This window comes from Agrobacterium sp. LMR679, assembly GCF_027157905.1.
GTDB classification, from domain to species: Bacteria; Pseudomonadota; Alphaproteobacteria; order Rhizobiales; family Rhizobiaceae; genus Agrobacterium; species Agrobacterium leguminum.
Genome location: NZ_JAPVOJ010000002.1, coordinates 793,980 through 813,057 on the forward strand (window position 1 = coordinate 793,980; position 19,078 = coordinate 813,057).

Here is a 19,078-nt window from a genome sequence, read left to right on the forward strand (position 1 = left end):
GCTGCCGTTAGTTGTAATTAACCTAACGGTTTAGGCGAATATTATCGTTTGCAACGTAACGATAAGCACAAACCATCCTGATGTGAAATTCATGGGAGATACGTCGGAATGAACGCGACTATTCGTGAAATACTGGCCAAATTCGGCCAGCTTCCAACCCCAGTCGATACGATTGCAGATGAAGCCGATCTTTATGCGGCAGGCCTTTCTTCCTTTGCATCCGTGCAATTGATGCTCGGCATCGAAGAAGCATTCGATATCGAATTCCCCGACAATCTGCTGAACCGCAAGTCCTTTGCGAGCATCAGGGCCATTGAAGACACCGTTAAGCTCATTCTGGATGGTAAAGAGGCAGCCTGATGAACGTCACCGTAGCGCCGCAGGATGAAACGCTGTCCGCGCGCGCGGGCCGCGTCGCGGCAATTGCCGCCAAACACGCGGATGATGTGGATGTCACCGGCCGCTTCCCACAGGAAGCCGTCGACGCCTTGCGACAGGAACGCCTGCTCGGCATCCAGGTCCCCTCTTCGCTGGGCGGCGAAAGCGCTTCCTTACAGGAAATCGCCGATATCTGCGCCCGGCTCGGCCAGGCCTGTTCGGCAACCGCGATGATTTTCGCCATGCACCATATCAAGGCATCCAGCCTGGTGGAACACGGCGAGACGAGCGCATGGCATGCCGGCTTCATGAGCCGCATCGCCGGCGAACAGCTTCTGCTCGGCTCCGCCACCACCGAAGGCGGCATTGGCGGCAATCTGCGCAACTCCATCTGTGCAATCGAAGTCGAAGGCGATTTCTGCCGGCTGGAAAAGGACGCCACCGTCATTTCCTATGGCAGCAATGCCGATGCGATCCTCATCACCTCGCGCGCCCACAAGGATGCCGCGCCCGCCGATCAGGTGATGACGGTCTTTCTGAAAAACCAGTACACGCTCGAAAAGACCCATGTGTGGGATACGCTCGGCATGCGCGGCACCTGTTCGGACGGCTTCCTGTTTCGTGGCGAAGCGCCGGCGGCGCAGATATTCCCGAAACCTTTTGCGGAAATCGCCGCACAATCCATGCTTGCAAGCTCGCATCTCCTGTGGAGCGCCGTCTGGTACGGCATCGCCTCGGATGCCGTGCTGCGCGCCCAGTCTTTCGTCAGAGCCGCGGCGCGCAAATCGCCCGGCACCGCTCCTCCCGGCGCGATCCGCCTTGCCGAGGTTTCTACCAAGCTGCAGGTCGTGAAATCCAACATCATCGCCGGCATCAAGGCTTACGAGGACACCAAGAGCGACCCCGAAAAACTGATGTCCATGGCCTTTGCCGTCGCCATGAACAATGTGAAAATCTGCTCTTCGGAAACCATTCTCGAGATCATCGACCATGCCATGCTGGTCTGCGGCATCATGGGTTACAAGAACGGCACGCCCTACAGCCTCGGCCGGCATCTGCGTGACGCGCATTCCGCCCGCCTGATGATTTCCAACGATCGCATTCTCGGCAATTCCGCCAATCTCCTGCTGGTTCACAAGCAGGACACCAGCCTCTTGGGATAAGACCATGGACATGCAAACATCGTTTCTCGATCGACTGTTCGAAGAAGGCCTGCTGATTGAAACCGGTGTAGACGGTCTTTATGGACGCAGCGGCCAGTTCGAGGATGTCATTGCCGCATTCGAGCGGCTGATCGACCGCACGGGCGGCGCTGACGGCGCCGAAGCGATCCGCTTTCCGCCCGGCATCAACCGCGCCTATTTCGAAAAGAGCGGTTATATGAAGAGCTTCCCGCAGCTCGCCGGCACGGTCCATTCCTTCTGCGGCTGTGAGCTCGACCATGTCAGCCTGCTGAAAACCATGGATGAGGGCGGCGACTGGACCAAGGACCAGAAAGCGACAGACATCGTCCTGACGCCGGCGGCCTGCTACCCGCTTTATCCGACGATTGCCAAGCGCGGCGCGTTACCTGCCGGCGGCGGTCTCTATGACATCCAGTCCTACTGTTTCCGTCATGAACCTTCCAAGGACCCGGCCCGCCAGCAGCTTTTCCGCATGCGCGAATATGTTTGCATGGGCACCGAGTCCGACGTCACCGAATTCCGCCAGACCTGGATGGATCGCGGCGTGGAGATGATGAAAGCGGTCGGGCTCGACGTCACCATCGATGTGGCCAACGATCCCTTCTTCGGCCGCGCCGGCAAGATGCTGGCCAACAACCAGCGCGACCAGAACCTGAAATTCGAACTCTTGATCCCGGTCACATCCACAACCAGCCCGACGGCCTGCATGAGCTTCAATTATCATCAGGATGCCTTCGGCCAGAAATGGGGCCTCAACCTCGACAATGGCGATGTCGCACATACCGCCTGCGTCGGTTTCGGCCTTGAGCGCATCGCGCTGGCGCTGTTTGCACATCACGGTCTCGACGTGAAGAAATGGCCTGCGAAGGTCGTGGAAACGCTCTGGGGCTGATCATTCATGCGGCAGATTTTTCCCGGTCTCGATCCCAAGAACTATGTGCAGCATCCGCTCCATTCCTCCGAGAGAATGTGGCCGGAAACCAATTGCTACATCGATTTGTGGATCGAGGTGCTGGCCTCGAAAGGTCTGCCGCCGGAAGCCATGTTCGGTTTCACGCTCACGCAGGATTTCGAAGGCGACCAGTTCACCTTCTTCAAGGTGCCGCTGGAGGACCTCGAGGCGCTTTATGGCGTTCGCGCCACCGAACTTGCGATCTTCGACAGCGTGGAAAACCACATCGAGGCGCAGCTCGCACGCGGCCGCATCTGCCTGATCGAGATGGACAGCTTCTATATGCCGGATACCCATGGGGTGGGCTACCGGAAGGAACACGGCAAGACCACCATCGCCATCAACCGGCTTGATCTCGCGAAGCGCGAACTCGACTATTTCCACAATGCCGGCTTCTTCCATCTGTCCGGCGAGGACTTCGACGGTCTGTTCCAGCATCATCTGGCCGAGACCGACCCGCCTTTCCTGCCCTATACCGAATTTGCGAAATTCGCGAACAGCAACCCCTCGCCCGCACATATTCGCAAGACGGCCGAACGGCTCCTGAAATTTCATTTTTCCAGACGGCCCTCCGCCAACCCGGTCCGCGCTTTTGCCGGCGTTTTTCCGGCGCAGGTGGAAAAGGTCGCCGACCGACCCTTCGGTTTTTTCCACAAATATGCCTTCAACACGCTGCGCCAGCTCGGCGCCAATTTCGAACTGGCGGCAAGCCACTTCGAATGGCTGGACGCGGACGGTTTTTCTGAAGCAAGAGACCACGCGCTCAAGATTTCCGAGGTTGCCAAGACCGTGCAGTTCCAGCTCGCCCGCGCCGTCACCCGCCGCAAATTTGATGCACTGGCCACCGTGCTCGATCCAGCAGCGGATGCGTGGGATGGCATGATGGAAGCGCTTTCGACTAAACTCACTGATGCCAGCGAGGCCGCGTGAGGACTTATCTTCCCGGCGAAAGCGAGGAATTGCTGAGCGAAGGCTGGACGCTGACGCTGACGCCTGCCGATGCCTGTGAGACGCCGTCCGATATTCCCGCATCGCTCGAAAGCCTTCACGTCTCCGTTCCCGGCACCGTGGCGCAGGCTCTGGAAGCGGCTGGAAAATTCGACCGCCTTGCCCCGGCGCCTCTCAATGACAGGGATGCCTGGTATCGGCTGACGATGATTTCCGATACGCGCGAACGCGCCACCCTGCGCTTCGACGGTCTCTCCACCATTGCCGAAATCTTTTTCAACGGAGAGCTGATCGCCGCAAGCCAAAGCATGTTCGAAAGGCTGGAAGTGCCTGTTGAACTCACGGGCGCGGACGAGCTTTGCATCTGCTTCCGGGCGCTTGCGCCGAGGCTTGAAAAAACCGGTCCCCGCGCCCGCTGGCGGCCGCAGATGATGAATACGCAGGGGTTGCGGCTGATCCGCACCACTGCACTCGGTTACATGCCCGGATGGTGCCCGGAAATCCACGCCGCCGGCCCATGGCGCCCCATCAGCCTGATAAGGCACGACGGAGTGCTCTGCACGCTCCGATCTTCGCTGGACGAGGCAGGAACGGGAACGGTCGCCATCGCGCTGGAAACCAACCGGCCCATAAAATCGGCACGGCTTGGCTGCGCGGGTTATAGCGCCGATCTTTCCAGGGATGAGAACGGCAAGTTTTCCGGCAAACTCCACATACCCGAAGTCGAACCATGGTGGCCGCACACCCATGGCAGGCCTGCGCTGCACGACACGCTTTTGGAACTGGACGGCGAACAACATAGGCTCGGGCGTACCGGCTTCCGGCGGGTCGAGATCGATCATGGCGAAGACGGTAATGGTTTCGGCCTCAAGGTGAATGGCCAGCCGGTCTTCTGCCGCGGTGCGGTCTGGACGACGGCCGATATTGTGCGCCTGCCGGGAACAGGGGCGGACTACGAGCCATGGCTTAGAAAAGCCGCGGAAGCCGGCATGAACATGATCCGCATCGGCGGCACCATGGCTTATGAGACTCCGGAATTTTTCGCACTTTGCGACGAACTCGGCATCATGGTCTGGCAGGACGCCATGCTCGCCAATTTCGATTACCCGGCAAAGGACGAGAGCCTGCGCCAGCATATCGTCACGGAAATTTCGCAGTTCCTCGAAGCCACCGCGCTTTCTCCATCGCTCACCGTCTTCTGCGGCGGCAGTGAAATGTACCAGCAGGGCGCGATGCTCGGTCTGCCGGAACAGATATGGAAGGGAACGCTCACCGAGGAGGTTCTGCCGGAACTCCTTGCAGAGAAACGCCCGGACACAGCCTATGTCGCCAATTCCCCCTCCGGCGGTGCATTGCCCTTCTTTCCCAACGTCGGGGTCGGCCATTATTACGGCGTGGGCGCCTATTGCCGCCCGCTGGAAGATGCGCGCCGCGCCGATCTGCGCTTCGCCGCCGAGTGCCTCGCCTTCGCCAATATTCCCGAACAGGAAACGCTGGACAGATATCTACCCGGCGTGGCCGTGCACGATCCGCGATGGAAGGCACGCGCACCGCGGGATCGCGGGGCATCCTGGGACTTCGAGGATGTTCGCGACCATTATCTGAAGCTGCTCTACGACGTCGAACCGGATGTTCTGCGTCGCGAAGACGGCGGCCTTTATCTCGACATGTCCCGGGCCGCCACGGCCGAGGTCATGGAGGCGACTTTCGCCGAATGGCGGCGCAGCGGTTCCTCCTGTCAGGGCGCTCTGGTCTGGACCCTGCAGGATCTCGTTCCCGGCGCCGGCTGGGGTATCATCGATGCCACTGGCCGGCCCAAATCCGTCTGGCATGCCCTGAAAAGGGCGTTCCGCCCCATTCAGGTTACTTTTTCCGATGAGGGCACGAACGGGCTGGATATCCATCTCGTCAACGAGACCGGCGGCGGCCTCGAAGCCATGCTGGAACTGACCTGCCTGCGCGAAGGTGTGCAACCCGTCGTCCACGCCAAACGACCGCTCACGCTTTCACCCCGACAGAGCCAGATCATTGCCGCAACAGATTTGTTCGGCGCCTTTTTCGATACGACCTATGCCTATCGTTTCGGCCCTCCGTCCCATGATGTAACGGTCGCCCGGCTTCGCGACGTTGCGACAGGACACGTCATCGCCGACGCATTCCATTTCCCTCTCGGCCGTAAAAAGGCGCTGCACGCCGCGAACCTTCAGGCCACGATCAGTGAAACGAGCGGCAACTGGTCTCTTGAAATCGGCACGGACCGGCTGGCGCAGTCCGTCCATGTCGAGGTGCAGGGTTATTGCGCCTCGGAAAACTGGTTCCATCTCGGCCCCGGCGAAACCAGAAAAATCAGCCTCCTGCCGGAGACCCCGACGACGGAAGCTCCTCCTTCCGGAGAGGTCGTGTCACTGGGTTCCAGCCGGCGATTTTCCTTCTAGGGTATGACGGCCAGGCATTTTTACTGCAAATGCTCGAGAGCCAGCCGCTTCACCGCGTCGATATAGATTTGTCTGGCTTCCGGCGTTGAAAGATTGTGATCGGCATCGGGAATAATGGTCAGCGACACGTTCTTATAGGCGGCCAGTCCTTTGCCATTGGCGTCGAAGTAATATTGGAAATGTTCCAGACCATCGTCGTTGTCGCTGTAGAGCAGATGAACGGCGGTATCATTCGCTTTCAATTTGTCGAACGCACCATAGACGGCACGCCCTTCCTCGCTGCCCCTGCGGAACAGCCTCGCCGTTTTTGTCGAAAGCCTCTTGATCGTCGCCTTGACGATGTTCAGCCCCGCACTTGCCACATCGACATCGCCGCTGATGAGACGCTTGAATGTCGCGCCCTGTCGGAAGCGCTGGCTGTATTCGCCGAAGGAACGCGGGCGTTTATGCAGGGCCTCATCCACCGAGCGGCCTTTGCGCCAATGGAAGACGACCGGATTGACCGCGACCACGGCGCCGATCCGCTCATCGGCGATTGCGCCGTTGAAGGCGAGATAAGCGCCGCTGCACCGGCCCGCCGCAATGAAAGGCCCCTTGCCACGCTTGCCGAGAAAATCGAGCGCGGCAGCCACGTCGTCATTCTGCGCGGCATCGTAAAGAACCTGCTCGGGCACGTTTTTGACCGGAGGGCTGTCGGCAATATTGGCCGCGTCGAAGCGAAGCGATGCCACCCCCTCGCGCGCCAATGTACGGGCCATCTGTACGGAAAGCCTGCCCCAGCCCGCATGCCGGTCATAGGCGGCGCCAAGCAGAAGAACCGAAGAAACCGCCTCCCGATCATCCGGCCCGCAAAAAATACCAAAAAGCCGTCCGCCGTCTCCAAATTGCACCGGCTGCTCGACAAAACCGCGTCCACGCTGCGGGGCATTGACTGTGAAATCCTCCTGGGGGGCACCGCACCCTCGGCATGGGTCTGGGAGAGCACCCAGTCGACCAGCCGGTTGACCACACCGTCGGATATTTTCGAGAGCGTAGGGCTGGAGACGAGATCGTCGTAACCGGAAAACTCCGCCTCCTCCACCGCACCGCCGATCGCAACGAGATGCCTGGCGAAATCGGCATCGGTTACGCGGCCCGGCCGGGAGAGCGCCAGAATGGTGCGCGCCGGAGCAGCGGTCAGATTTGAAAGATTGGCCTTCCTGATCGCATCCGCAACACCGGCAGGCATGGCCATGCCGGCAATCGATCCTGCCTCCGCCATCCGTTGCGGGGGCCGAAGACCGAGGCCATCGTCGATCATGGAGGACCACATCGCCAACTCACGCAGATAGGCGCGGCCGGAAACGACAGGCGCCAGAAGCGCCATGGAACCCACTTCGGCCTCATCGGCAAACGCCTGTGCAGCAATCAGGCAGCCGAGGCCCTGAGCGACAACGACCACCTCGGCGCAGCCGGAAAGACGCTTCAGACAGTTGAGCGCTGCGCGCGCGTCGGAAATCCAGTCCGCTGCACGGCCCGCATCATCAGGGTTGAAGGCGTCACCCGCGCCCAGATAGTCGAAGCGCAGGCTGGCGACACCGCAAGCGGCCAGCCGCTCGGCCAGTACCCGTTGAAACTTGCGGCTGCACAGCTCCTCCATGCCCCATGGGCTGACGAAAAGAACGGCATGGCGCTGTCTGACGTCCTTGCGCGCCGGATGGAAAATCCCGGTTAGCCCATCAAAAGAGACCGGATGCGCAACCGCCCCATTCGAGGCAATGCCGGAAAGCGACAATGCATCAAGAGACGGATCGCTGCCTGTACGCTCTGAAATATCTATCGCCATCGACCTTGCCATCATTGCGCCAGTGTCTGGCTCAACCATTACGGGATCATTGTATCGAAGCGTCTTACCGCCTGATCTACAATAAAAACAACAACATTAGAGAAGTCTAAAAATATAGTCGCATTTATATCCATTGCCGCCCGCACGTTGCAAAAACAAACGCCGGGGTGACGGAGAAGTCCCGGCGGGGCCGCTATTTTGCTCGAAACCGCTTGAATATACTGATAAATAGCGAGTCCCATACCTATTTGCAGGAGGAGGTTGCGCCACCCGGCCACCGGATCGTCTAGACACCGCGCAAACCAACACGCCGGGCCACGCCCGGCAGTTCATAGAAGTTTTATATGGAACAAAGCCTTACGCGTTATATCTGGTCGCACACGAGGCGGCAGCAGCTTTTCATTCTGCTGATCGTGGCCCTGTCGATGATCCCCTATTTCCTCGCCTTCGATCTGCCCAAGCAGATCGTCAACGGCCCAATTCAGGGGGATGGTTTCGAAGGGGCGAATGCGACGCAGCTTTTCATGCATCTCACGGTCGATATTCCCTATTGGGGCACCGTGACGTTATTTCCCGGGCTCGAGCTCAACCGCATGTCGATGCTGATGGCGCTCAGCCTGACGTTCCTTGCGCTTGTCATCATCAACGGGCTCTTCAAATATTACATCAATACCTACAAGGGCCGCCTTGGCGAGCGGCTTCTGCGGCGCATCCGTTTCGAGCTCATCGACAAGATTCTGCGGTTCCCACCCTCCCATTTCAAGCGGGTCAAAGGTGCGGAAATCTCCAGCATGGTGAAGGACGAGGTGGAGCCGCTCGGCGGCTTTACCGGCGACGCCTTCGTGCAGCCGGCCCTTCTCGGCGGCCAGGCACTCTCCGCGCTGTTCTTCATTCTCGTGCAGAATTTCTGGCTCGGCCTGATCGCGGCTTTCATGGCCGCCATTCAGGTGGGCATCATTCCCAAAATGCGCCGCCGCCTCATCGAGCTTGGCCGCCAGCGGCAGCTGAGCGCCCGCCAGCTTGCCGGACGCATCGGCGAAATGGTTGACGGTATCGGCACCATCCATGCCTATGACACGTCCAATTACGAGCGCGCGGATGCCTCGCACCGGCTCGGCGACATCTTCAAGATCCGCTACGATCTCTACCAGTGGAAGTTTCTGGTCAAATTCATCAATAACTTCCTCGCACAGCTCACTCCCTTCTTCTTTTATGCGCTCGGCGGTTATCTCACGCTGAAGGGCAGCCTCGATGTCGGGCAGCTGGTCGCCGTCATCAATGCCTATAAGGAACTGCCCGGACCGCTGAAGGAACTGATCGACTGGGATCAGGCGCGTCAGGACGTGCAGGTGAAATATGAGCAGGTCTTCGAGCAGTTCGATGCGCCGAACATGATCGATGAGAAGGTGCAGAAACTGTCTCCCGGCGCAGTCGCGGCGATCAGCGCCCCGATCGTTGTCGCCAATCTGACGCTGGAGGACGATAGCGGCAGCCGGCTTCTGGAACAGGCGTCGCTGAAGGTCGATCCGGGCGAGGTGATCGCCATCGTCGGCGGCTCGGGCGCCGAGGCGCTGGCGGATGCGATCGGCCGCACGCTCTGGCCGACCTCTGGCAAGATCAGCATCAACGACGTCGACATATTGGAATTGCCGGAATCGATGACGGGACGGCGCATTTCCTATGTGTCCTCGGACAGTTATTTCTTCCACGCCAGCCTGAAGGACAATCTGCTTTACGGCCTCAAACACGCCCCGCTTGCGGACAGGGACTATGAGGGGGCGGCGCTGGAACATCGCAAGTGGGAAATCCGCGAAGCCAAGATGGCGGGCAATCCGCTGATCGATATCAATAGCGAATGGATCGATTACGCTTCGAGCCCGGCTGGCGACGGCAGGCCGGAAAATCTCATCCAAGCCATTCTGGCCGTCCTCGACAGCGTGGAACTGTCGCAGGATATTCTGGAGTTTGCGCTGCGTTCGTCGATCGACCCTTTGACCGACCTGCATCTTGCCGCCCGCATCGTGGAACTGCGGCATGTGCTGCGTGCGGAGCTCGAAAAGGAAAATCTGAGCGGTCTCATCGCGCCCTTTGAACTGGAGAGCTATAACAGCGAGGCGACGGTGGGCGAAAACCTGCTGTTCGGCACCATGCGCGATTCTTCCCAGACGATCCGAACCGTCATCGAAAGCGACTATTTCCGTTCGCTGATGCGCGAAACCGGCCTCGTGAAAACCCTGTTCGAGATGGGTTACACGATTGCCGAAAACATCGTGGAAATCTTCGCCGACCTGCCGGGAGACCACCCCTTCTTCCAGCAGCTCACCTTCATGACGCCCGATGACATTCCGGTCTATCAGCAAATGCTGCAACGCCTTCAGAGCCGGAGTTTCGACGAGGCCAATGAAAGCGAAAAGCGCGCAATGCTGCGGCTCAGCTTCTTCTACATCGAGCCTCGCCAGCGTTTCGGCCTGCTGTCGCCGGAGATCATGAACCGGATCGTCGAAGTCCGGCACATGTTCCATGAGAACCTGCCCGACAGCCTGAAAAACGTGATCGAAATCTACGATCCGACCAAATATATGAGCGCCACCAGCCTGCTGGACAATATCCTGTTCGGCAAGGTCAGCCATCGCTACACCGACGCCTCGCGGCGCATCACCCGCATCGTCGCCGATGTCATGCGCAAGCAGGGTGTCTATGAACGCGTGCTGGCCGTGGGCCTGGACTTCAACCTCGGCGCCGGCGGCAAGCGGCTTGGCCCGCTCCAGCGCCAGAAGCTCAATCTCGCGCGGGCGCTGATCCGCAAATCCGATTATTACGTCTTCAACCGCCCTCTTCCCGGCCTCGATCCCCGACAGCAGGAGGAAATTGTCGAGCGGGTCATCACACTCCTGAAACAGAACAACAATAACCCGTCGATCATATGGGTTCTGTCGAATGCGACGCTCTCCCGCATGTTCGAGCGGGTGATCGTTGTTCATCAGGGCCTGATCACCGCCGACGGAAGTTACGAGACTCTCGCCGAGGAAAACGGTACATTCAAGGACATGGTCGCAACATAAATCCAAGAAGGTGACCGAGGTGGAACAAGAACAGGGTAAGTCAATGCTGTTTAAAGACGAAATTCAGATGCTGAAAAGGGTGCCGTTTTTTTCGGAAATGGAACCGTCAAAGCTCAAACTACTGGCATTCGCATCCGACCGGGTGTCCTATCATGCTGGCGACGTGCTGTTTCATCAGGGAGATGTCGGCGATGCGGCCTATGTCGTCTTGACCGGAAAAGTCGATGTTCTGGTCGATTCCCCTTCGGGCACGCTGAAAGTGGCCGAAATGACCGGCAACGCCATTGTCGGCGAAATCGCAATCCTCTGCGATAGCGTCAGAACCGCGACCGTTCGCGCCTCCACCAATGTGGAAGCCCTGCGCATCGGCAAGGAACAGTTCTTCAAGCTCATGTCCGATTTCCCCGACATCACCATCAAGGTCATGCGCGTTCTGGCCGAACGCCTTACCCAGACGACGGCGGAACTGAGCAAAGCGCGGGCGGGCGCCCGGACATAAACGACAATTCCTTGCTACCGTGAATGGCGATATTGGAAAAATAAATGTCGTACTATTGCAATATAAATGAAATGCTGACTGAATAAGGGGTAAAGGCGTCCGCCAGAAACGAGCGGATATAAGAATCTATAGAGACAACGGGCTTCATGGGAGGAAAGCGTGCAAGATTCCGTTGTTATTGGGGTGTGTCATGGCGTTCGATTCCGACACAGCAAGTCGGGAAAGTAATAGAAATTTTCGGGTAAAGATCTGGGGTGCGCGGGGAACGCTTCCTGTTTCAGGTGAAAACTTCCGAAAATACGGCGGAAATACCATCTGCATCGAGGTGAGATGCGGCGATCACGTTCTTTTGTTCGATGCGGGTTCGGGCTTGCATCCCGCTGGCCTTGCCCTGCGGGCGGAAGGCATTACCGACGTCAACCTGTTCTTCTCGCATTGTCATTACGACCACATCGTCGGCTTCCCCTATTTCAAGCCCTTTTATAACAGCTCCAACGATGTGGCGATCTGGTCGGGTCACCTCGCCGGTACCATGACCACCCGGGAAATGCTCAAAGACTTCATGAGCCCGCCCTGGTTCCCTGTGCCGCTGGAAATCTGCTGCGCAAAAATCGACACGCGGGACTTCATGCCCGGAGATGTTCTCGATGTGCATCCCGGCCTTTCGATCAGAACCGGAATGCTCAACCATCCCGGCAACGCCATCGGATATCGGCTGGACTGGGAAGGAAAGTCCCTCGCCATCATCACCGATACCGAACATGAGCCGGGCAGCATCGACGAAACCGTGCTCGACCTGATCAGGGACGTCGACCTTTTCCTTTATGACGCCATGTTCACCGATGAGGAAATGAGCCTTTATCGCGGCTATGGCCATTCATCCTGGCAACAGGCGATCCGCCTTGCCAAACGCGCCGGCGCAAAAAATGTCGGCTTCATCCACCACGCCCCAAGCCGCAGCGACGAAGAACTGGACAATATCGAAAAACAGGCGAAAGCCCAGTTCAGTGGGGCCTTCGCGGCCATGGACGGCCAGATCATCGAACTCTGACGCAATCTGGCTCCAGCGAGGTCGACCTGTCCGACCGCTTTTTTGAAACCCTGATTTCGACATCCCTTGCCATACGGGTGTTCGAACACGCAGAATTGACCGTTTCCGATCCATTGCTCCACGATATTGCCACGAGACAGCCTGCAATAAGAGTGCCACCACATACTACATGATGATTCTGCGCTGAATGACCACATGATGGGATTTGCATGATCCGTTTCTTTTCGGAGACCAATTTGAGACGCGCCCGGATTTTATCCGGCCTCATCATATTTGCTTTCGTATTTTCCCATCTTTTCAATCACTCCCTCGCACTCATCTCCATCGATACCGCCGAACGGGCACGAAAATGGTTCAGCCTGATCTGGCTCAATCCCGCCAGCAGCCTGCTTTTTTACGGTTCGGTTCTGGTGCATGTCTGCCTTGTTCTGCGCTCGCTTTATCTGCGCAGAACGCTGCGCATGCCGCTCCGCGAAGCGCTTCAGGTCATCTTCGGCCTGTCGATCCCGTTCCTGATCGTCGGCCACGCCGTCAATATCCGCGTGTCGCACATGCTTTATGGCATTGATGTCGGCTATTATTCCGTCATCCGCAGGCTGTGGATCAACAACCCGATACAGGGCGCCTGGCAAAGCCTCGCCTTGATCGTGATCTGGGTCCACGGATGCATTGGCCTCTATTTCTGGCTGCGTTACCGGGACTGGTATCCGCGGATAGCCGGGTTGTTCATGACGGTGGCCGTGATGCTGCCGCTGCTGGCGCTGCTGGGCTTCAGCGATGCCGGCCGCTGGCTGGCGGAAATCGATGAAAAATATGCGCTTCCGCCCGGACTTTCCGACAATACTATCCAAAAGGACGAGCTGCCTCTGCAGCGGGAAATGGAAACACAGATCCGTTTCATCACCGGCACAGCAGAGACGTTGTTCGTCGGCGCGGTAATGCTGGTTTTCGCCATGCGTGGCGTACGCAGCTTTCGACAACGATTGACGGCGATCGAAATCCGCTATGAACATGGCGCGCAGGCACATGTGCCAGCCGGGCTCAGCATTCTGGAAGCGAGCCGCCTTGCAGGAATTCCGCATTACTCCGTCTGCGGCGGCAAGGGGCGCTGCTCAACCTGTCGGGTCAAGGTTCTGAACAGCAAAGGCCCGCTACCGCCACCGGGAGACATCGAGCAAACCACATTGAGGCGAATCCATGCCGATTCGGATGTCCGGCTCGGCTGCCAGCTACGCCCCACCAGCGATATTGATATCGCCCTTCTCGTTTCGCCGCCCCAGCAGAGCGACCTGCCGGCCGATGCACAACCGGCCCGCCCCGGCCGGGAAGAAGAAATCGCCATTCTCTTTTGCGATCTGCGCAACTTCACCACGCTTTCCGAAGCGAAGCTGCCCTATGATGTCGTCTTCCTTCTGAACCGCTATTTCACCATCGTCGGCCAGGCCGTCGAGCAGGCGGGAGGCCATCTCGACAAATTCATCGGCGATGGCGCCATGGCGCTTTTCGGACTTGGCGAGGACGCGGAGCATGCCTGCCGCAACGCCATGAAGGCGGCCGCGACCATATTGCGGGATATCGCAATCCTGAACGAGGGGCTGGAGAAACAATTCGCCGTCCGCCTGGAAGTCGTCGTCGGCATTCATTCCGGTCCGAGCATCGTCGGCGTCATGGGATATGGCGCGGCCAAAACCCTGACGGCCATCGGCGATACCGTCAACGTGGCAAGCAGGCTCGAATCCAAGGCCAAGGAATTCGGCGCAGCCATCGTTGTTTCCGAACCGGCCATCATTCAGGCGGGACAGGAGATTGCCGATCTCAGAAGCGAAGAAATCGCCATTCGCGGCCGCAACTCGCAAATGAAGGTCTTCCTGCTCTCGAAAGAAGAGAGCGAGCGCTATTTATGAGATAGCCCCGACACACCTGTCGGGGCGTCCAATCTCAAATCTTGCGATAGAGAAAATAACGGTCCGTCGGCACGCTTGCCGGCACCGGCAGCGGCTTCAGCATGGGATGATCCAGAGGCAGGCCGCTGACCGCGAGACCGCCTTTCGCCAGCATGCCCGCCGCAAGATCAGGCAACCAAGTAAGGGTGACCGCATCCTTTTCAGGATAGCCCGTACCGATATCGGCATGCACGAACGCTGCTTCCGCACCGACGAAAGCCGGAGCGGTTTGCGATATCTCACCGATCACCAGATCCTCCTGCGCCGGAACGGAGGAGGCATGCGCACCCATGGCCCTGTCGAAAGCGATGATGCGACGGTTGGGGAACAGCTCCCGCAGGTGATTGAACGTGCGCCCGTTGCCAAGGCCGATTTCCATAAGCGCGCCTTCAGCCGGCAGATCGAGATCGGCTGCAACATGGTTGAGGATATCCCGCTGCGCGGTCAGCCGGCGAATGAAACTATCGAGTCTGCTCATGTTATCAGGCCTTGATGATGTGTTTTGCGGCTATATCCCGACGCGCGAAAACATTGCGCGTATCGATGATAAGCGGCGCCCATTCGCTTAGAGCGGCATAATCGACATTGTCATGATCGGTCGCAACGAGAACGGCGTCGAAGGCTCCGATCGCCTGCCTGTCCCACGGCACGGATTTCATGCCCATCAGGTGGCTATATTCCCGGGTTTTCGGGATTTCGGCCACGTGGGGATCGAAATAGGCCGCTTCGCCACCACGCTCCTGAATAAGCTCGATGAGCTTCAGAGAGGGACTTTCGCGAATATCCGGCACATTCTTTTTATAGGCGAGGCCGACGACCAGCACCTTCGAGCGGCTGAGCGCTTTGCCGGAATGAATATCGAGCGCCTCTGCGACCCGCCCGATGACGTGACGCGGCATACCGGTATTGATCTCGCCGGCCAGTTCGATGAACCGCGTCGGCAGTTCATATTCGCGTGATTTCCAGGTGAGGTAGAAAGGGTCGATCGGTATACAATGGCCGCCAAGGCCCGGGCCGGGATAAAACGGCATGAAACCGAACGGCTTGGTCTTCGCCGCATCGATCACTTCCCAGATGTCGATACCCATCGCCTCGTAGACGACCTTGAGTTCGTTGACGAGCGCGATATTGACGGCGCGGAAGACGTTTTCGGTGATTTTCACCGCCTCGGCCGTGGCGTTTGTCGAGACGGGAACGATCTTTTTGACCACCGAACCGTAAAATGCCGCCATCAGCTTTCCGGCCGCTTCGCCATCGCCGGCGACAACCTTGGGAATGGTCGAGGTCTCGAAATCGCGATTGCCGGGATCTTCCCGTTCGGGTGAAAAGCCGATGAAGAAATCGACGCCGGAGACGAGCCCCGTGCTTTCCAGAATGGTCTTCACCACACCGTCCGTCGTGCCGGGATAGGTGGTCGATTCCAGAACCACGAGCTGTCCCTTGCGCAGATGGGCGGCAATATCGCGGCAGGTCTTTTCGACATAAGAAAGGTCCGGCTCGCGATATTTCGTAAGGGGTGTGGGCACGCAGATGGCAATGACATCGCATTCGGCCAGCCTGGAGAAATCCGAGGTGGCGACAAAGCCCTCATCCTGCCGCACACTTGCCAGCACCTCGTCCGAAACGGCCTCGATGTAGCTGCGCCCGGCCTCGATCGCGGTAATTTTACCGGGATCGATATCGAAACCGACAACCTTGAAACCGCCCCTGGCGATCGTCATGGCAAGCGGCAGACCGACATAGCCGAGGCCGATCACCCCCGCTTTGGCGCTTTTGTTTTCAATGCTGGAAAGCAGGTTCCGGGAAATGTCTGGAGAAGTCAAAGCGTGTCACGCTCCGCGCATGTGCAAAAGATGCCTTTCAGTTGGGCAAGAATGACGGACCTGTCAAGGCTCGGCCCTTTCAAATTCCGGTTGACGCCCAAGCCACCGGCAACGCACAACCATCGCCATGAAGATCGCCTTTTATGCGCCGCTCAAATCTCCTAACCATCCCGTTCCCTCCGGCGACCGGCTGATGGCCCGCCTGTTGATGAAAGCGATGACGATGGGCGGTCACGATGTTTCCGTCGCTTCGGAACTGCGCAGTTTCCTGAAACAGCCGGATGACCCGGCAAGGGCCTTGCTCGCCGATGAGGCCGAGCGCGAAATCGAGATCGTCACACGGCGCTGGCGACGGGATGGCGTGCCGGATCTCTGGTTTTGTTACCACCCCTATTACAAGGCGCCGGACTTGCTCGGACCGGAACTGAGCAAACGTTTCGACATCCCCTATGTCAGCGCTGAAGCGTCCTATTCGCCGAAGCGAAATGGGATGGGCTGGCAGGCGGTTCAGGATGGGTTGCTGGCCGCATTGAACGCCGCCGCCACCAATATCTGCTTCACCGCGCGGGATCGTGAAGGGCTTGTGCGGGCCTCACCCACCCTTCGCTGGGCCATGCTGCCGCCCTTCATCGATGCCGGGGCCTTTCTCAAAAACACGCCCCAGCCGACACCTGCAAGGCTCATCACCGTCGCCATGATGCGGGCAGGTGACAAGCTCGACAGCTACCGCGCCCTTTCCGAAGCGCTCGCCCTGTTGCCGCAGGATCTCGACTGGGCGCTGGATATCGTCGGCGACGGACCGGAACGCCCGGCCGTACAGGCCATGTTCGGCGCGTTTCCCAACCACCGCCTCATCTGGCACGGGGAAAAAACTGCGGCCGAGATCGCAATGCTCCTTTCAAAAGCCTCTCTCTATGTCTGGCCGGGCCATGGCGAGGCCTATGGGCTTGCCTATCTCGAAGCGCAGGCTGCCGGCCTGCCCGTTGTGGCCGAAGAAGTGGCTGGCGTCCCCGAGGTGGTAAAATCCGGCGCCACAGGATTACTGACACCAGAAAATGATAGAGCCGCCTATGCCGACGCGATCAAAACCCTGCTCGGCGACGACAGACAGCGCGAAGAACTGGCACGGGCGGCCCGGCAATTCGTGAGGAATGAACGGTCTCTGGAAAATGCCGCAAAAGAACTGAACCATATCCTGCTGCAAGCAAAGGCGCGAAGATCATGAGTCTGGAAAAACTCGTTGCGGCACTGGACGAATGCGGGCGGCGCGGCATATCCGCCGACCTCTGGCTCCGGGACGACGATGCGGTGGAGCCGACGCCCGCGCTCGACACGTTGCTCGATCTTTGCGGCGGCTTTTCCGCTCCGGTCACGCTCGCGGTCATCCCCGAGATGACAAACGATAGGCTCGCACGCTATCTGGATGTGTCGGACATTGCCCAGGTCGCCGTGCATGGCTGGTCCCATACGAATTATGCCGGCGAGAAGGAAAAGAAGCAGGAACTCGGATCGCATCGCGATCCGGCTGTCGTTCTCGATGAATTGCAATCCGGACTGGATAAACTCCACGACCTGCATGGCGGGCGTCTGGTGCCGATGCTCGTGCCGCCGTGGAACCGCATAGATGCCGGTATCGTGAAGGCACTGGCGGGCCTCGGATATCGTGCCCTATCCGTTTTCGGCCCGGAGAAAAGCACCCTGCCGCCCTGCCTGAACACCCATGTCGATGTGATCGACTGGCACGGCAGCCGCGGTGGCCGCAACGACGACGTGCTCTTCGCGGAGACCGCCGCCCGCATATTGAGTGCCGCCGAAAACGGCACCACCACCGGCATCCTCACCCACCATCTCGTCCATGACGACAATGTCTGGCGCTTTCTGAGACGGCTTTTCGAGGTGACGGCCGATCATCCCGCCGCCCGCTGGCGTTCTTCGAAAGACCTTGTCCACGACATCTCACCATGATTTCCAGGCGATCAGCAACCCGCTCGCCTCAGTGGAAAGTTTCCGCCTGACCGCTTCCACCGTCTCAAGAGGGGCGCGGTCGGGAAGGGACGCGGCAACGAACCCCGCCGGCGCGAGGCTGATGCTCCCCGCCCGGGCGATGATGGTGAAGATCAAGGGGCCGGTCGACCACCAGGCGGGTGCGCGCGGCATGTCTTCGATGATCCCGGGAAAGGCATTCAGCATCCTGCTGAAAACGGGATGTCCGGCAGGCGCGGCGATGAAGGAATTGGCAAGCAGCATGCTGCCCTGCCCCGTGTCCCGCGGCGTTTTTTCGTCAAACACCGTCAGCCCCGCCAGAGGCAGGAATGTATCGAAACTCACATCGTCCCGCGCCGGATACCAGTCGCAATCGAGATAGATGCCGCCAAACCGCTCCAGCAGGATATAACGGGCCACATCCACTGCGCCCGGATAATCGCCCTTGTCCAGCATTGTTTTGAAGACGCCATTCGAAAACACGCCTTCCCGCTCAAGATCGGCCTCCCGCCAGAGCCGATAGTCGTAACCATGGTTCGAGGCGTGGGCGGCCCATGCCTTAACCGAGACCGGCGGTGCTTTTCCCCCGATCCATATCTGGTGGATGAGCCTTGGCACATCCTCACGGCTTTTGAGGCTGATCGTGCGACGTTCTTCCGTGGAAAACCGCGCATATTTCTCCAGCACCTGCGGGGGTGGAACAAGCGTATATTGATAACCGATCTTGGCGACCATATCGCCCTCGGCCTTGGCGAGGCGCAGCCGTGCGGCATGCAGCCGGCGCGGCAGGCCGAGCACCGTTTTTTCACCCATCAGGTGGCCGTCCTTTGCTGCAACCAGCGATAACAGAAGCGCATTGGCTTCCGCATACTGGCCGCCATTTTGCAACTGCCGGGCCTTATCCAGCTGGGCATCATAATATTTCTTGTCGGACATGGATCCTCATCCAGAAACGCTCGTTAACATATCGCCAAACAAAAGCCGTCAGGCAAGCC

At 58.9% G+C, this 19,078-nt stretch carries 14 protein-coding genes and 1 pseudogene; 11 read left to right on the plus strand and 4 right to left on the minus strand.

What is annotated here, in order from left to right; all coding sequences use genetic code 11:
- Positions 1–108: 108 nt before the first annotated feature.
- From O3W47_RS14665 to O3W47_RS14685, 5 genes are read left to right on the plus strand one after another with little or no spacing between them, the layout of a single operon-like run.
- Complete coding sequence (locus O3W47_RS14665; protein WP_003521307.1) at positions 109–360, plus strand: acyl carrier protein; 252 nt, start codon at positions 109–111, stop codon at positions 358–360.
- Positions 360–1,541: an acyl-CoA dehydrogenase family protein gene (locus O3W47_RS14670; protein ID WP_065657002.1), complete on the plus strand. Its 1,182-nt coding sequence runs from the start codon at positions 360–362 to the stop codon at positions 1,539–1,541. Before O3W47_RS14665 ends, O3W47_RS14670 begins: the two co-directional genes overlap by 1 nt.
- Positions 1,542–1,545: 4 nt before the next feature.
- Complete coding sequence (locus O3W47_RS14675; protein WP_003504856.1) at positions 1,546–2,454, plus strand: amino acid--[acyl-carrier-protein] ligase; 909 nt, start codon at positions 1,546–1,548, stop codon at positions 2,452–2,454.
- A gap of 6 nt (positions 2,455–2,460) precedes the next feature.
- Positions 2,461–3,444 (plus strand): DUF1839 family protein, encoded by a 984-nt coding sequence (locus O3W47_RS14680; protein ID WP_269314030.1) that lies wholly within the window; start codon positions 2,461–2,463, stop codon positions 3,442–3,444.
- Positions 3,441–5,897 (plus strand): beta-mannosidase, encoded by a 2,457-nt coding sequence (locus O3W47_RS14685; protein WP_269314031.1) that lies wholly within the window; start codon positions 3,441–3,443, stop codon positions 5,895–5,897. Before O3W47_RS14680 ends, O3W47_RS14685 begins: the two co-directional genes overlap by 4 nt.
- Positions 5,898–5,917: 20 nt before the next feature.
- On the opposite strand, the pseudogene O3W47_RS14690 reads toward O3W47_RS14685, so the two are convergent.
- Positions 5,918–7,722, minus strand: a pseudogene (locus O3W47_RS14690) (serine aminopeptidase domain-containing protein).
- Between the two features lie 344 nt (positions 7,723–8,066).
- On the opposite strand from O3W47_RS14690, the gene O3W47_RS14695 reads away from it, so the two are divergent.
- The 4 genes from O3W47_RS14695 (at position 8,067) to O3W47_RS14710 (ending at position 14,238) form a co-directional block, all read left to right on the plus strand.
- Complete coding sequence (locus O3W47_RS14695) at positions 8,067–10,784, plus strand: ABC transporter ATP-binding protein (protein ID WP_269314032.1); 2,718 nt, start codon at positions 8,067–8,069, stop codon at positions 10,782–10,784.
- 43 nt (positions 10,785–10,827) lie between these two features.
- Entirely contained in the window at positions 10,828–11,283 is a 456-nt protein-coding gene (locus O3W47_RS14700; protein WP_003521299.1) for a cyclic nucleotide-binding domain-containing protein, read from the plus strand.
- A 190-nt stretch (positions 11,284–11,473) separates the two neighbouring features.
- Positions 11,474–12,334: an MBL fold metallo-hydrolase gene (locus O3W47_RS14705; protein WP_080815747.1), complete on the plus strand. Its 861-nt coding sequence runs from the start codon at positions 11,474–11,476 to the stop codon at positions 12,332–12,334.
- 209 nt (positions 12,335–12,543) lie between these two features.
- The gene (locus O3W47_RS14710; RefSeq protein ID WP_269314033.1) at positions 12,544–14,238 is read left to right on the plus strand and encodes an adenylate/guanylate cyclase domain-containing protein; all 1,695 of its coding nucleotides are present in this window, start codon (positions 12,544–12,546) and stop codon (positions 14,236–14,238) included.
- Between the two features lie 34 nt (positions 14,239–14,272).
- On the opposite strand, the gene O3W47_RS14715 is transcribed toward O3W47_RS14710, so the two are convergent.
- On the minus strand, positions 14,273–14,755 hold the full coding sequence (locus O3W47_RS14715; protein ID WP_080815743.1) for a class I SAM-dependent methyltransferase: 483 nt from the start codon (positions 14,753–14,755) through the stop codon (positions 14,273–14,275).
- Positions 14,756–14,759: 4 nt separating this feature from the next.
- Positions 14,760–16,100: a nucleotide sugar dehydrogenase gene (locus O3W47_RS14720; RefSeq protein ID WP_269314034.1), complete on the minus strand. Its 1,341-nt coding sequence runs from the start codon at positions 16,098–16,100 to the stop codon at positions 14,760–14,762.
- Between the two features lie 127 nt (positions 16,101–16,227).
- On the opposite strand from O3W47_RS14720, the gene O3W47_RS14725 reads away from it, so the two are divergent.
- Positions 16,228–17,325 (plus strand): glycosyltransferase family 4 protein, encoded by a 1,098-nt coding sequence (locus tag O3W47_RS14725; protein ID WP_269314035.1) that lies wholly within the window; start codon positions 16,228–16,230, stop codon positions 17,323–17,325.
- Positions 17,322–18,065 carry a polysaccharide deacetylase family protein gene (locus tag O3W47_RS14730; RefSeq protein ID WP_137452679.1) on the plus strand — a complete coding sequence of 248 codons (744 nt, stop codon included), beginning with the start codon at positions 17,322–17,324 and terminating at the stop codon, positions 18,063–18,065. Before O3W47_RS14725 ends, O3W47_RS14730 begins: the two co-directional genes overlap by 4 nt.
- Here the strand turns inward: O3W47_RS14730 and O3W47_RS14735 are convergent.
- A complete protein-coding gene (locus O3W47_RS14735; protein ID WP_269314036.1) occupies positions 18,057–19,019 on the minus strand; it encodes a glycosyltransferase family 32 protein in 963 nt (320 codons plus the stop codon). The genes O3W47_RS14730 and O3W47_RS14735 overlap by 9 nt on opposite strands.
- Positions 19,020–19,078 lie beyond the last annotated feature (59 nt).

Bases quoted from the DNA above. Each gene is read 5' to 3' on its own strand.
- O3W47_RS14665 (WP_003521307.1), top strand. From the start codon at position 109: ATGAACGCGACTATTCGTGAAATACTGGCCAAATTCGGCCAGCTTCCA.
- O3W47_RS14710 (WP_269314033.1), top strand. From the start codon at position 12,544: ATGATCCGTTTCTTTTCGGAGACCAATTTGAGACGCGCCCGGATTTTA.
- O3W47_RS14675 (WP_003504856.1), top strand. From the start codon at position 1,546: ATGGACATGCAAACATCGTTTCTCGATCGACTGTTCGAAGAAGGCCTG.
- O3W47_RS14695 (WP_269314032.1), top strand. From the start codon at position 8,067: ATGGAACAAAGCCTTACGCGTTATATCTGGTCGCACACGAGGCGGCAG.
- O3W47_RS14680 (WP_269314030.1), top strand. From the start codon at position 2,461: ATGCGGCAGATTTTTCCCGGTCTCGATCCCAAGAACTATGTGCAGCAT.
- O3W47_RS14670 (WP_065657002.1), top strand. From the start codon at position 360: ATGAACGTCACCGTAGCGCCGCAGGATGAAACGCTGTCCGCGCGCGCG.
- O3W47_RS14725 (WP_269314035.1), top strand. From the start codon at position 16,228: ATGAAGATCGCCTTTTATGCGCCGCTCAAATCTCCTAACCATCCCGTT.
- O3W47_RS14730 (WP_137452679.1), top strand. From the start codon at position 17,322: ATGAGTCTGGAAAAACTCGTTGCGGCACTGGACGAATGCGGGCGGCGC.
- O3W47_RS14700 (WP_003521299.1), top strand. From the start codon at position 10,828: ATGCTGTTTAAAGACGAAATTCAGATGCTGAAAAGGGTGCCGTTTTTT.
- O3W47_RS14715 (WP_080815743.1), bottom strand. From the start codon at position 14,755: ATGAGCAGACTCGATAGTTTCATTCGCCGGCTGACCGCGCAGCGGGAT.
- O3W47_RS14705 (WP_080815747.1), top strand. From the start codon at position 11,474: ATGGCGTTCGATTCCGACACAGCAAGTCGGGAAAGTAATAGAAATTTT.
- O3W47_RS14735 (WP_269314036.1), bottom strand. From the start codon at position 19,019: ATGTCCGACAAGAAATATTATGATGCCCAGCTGGATAAGGCCCGGCAG.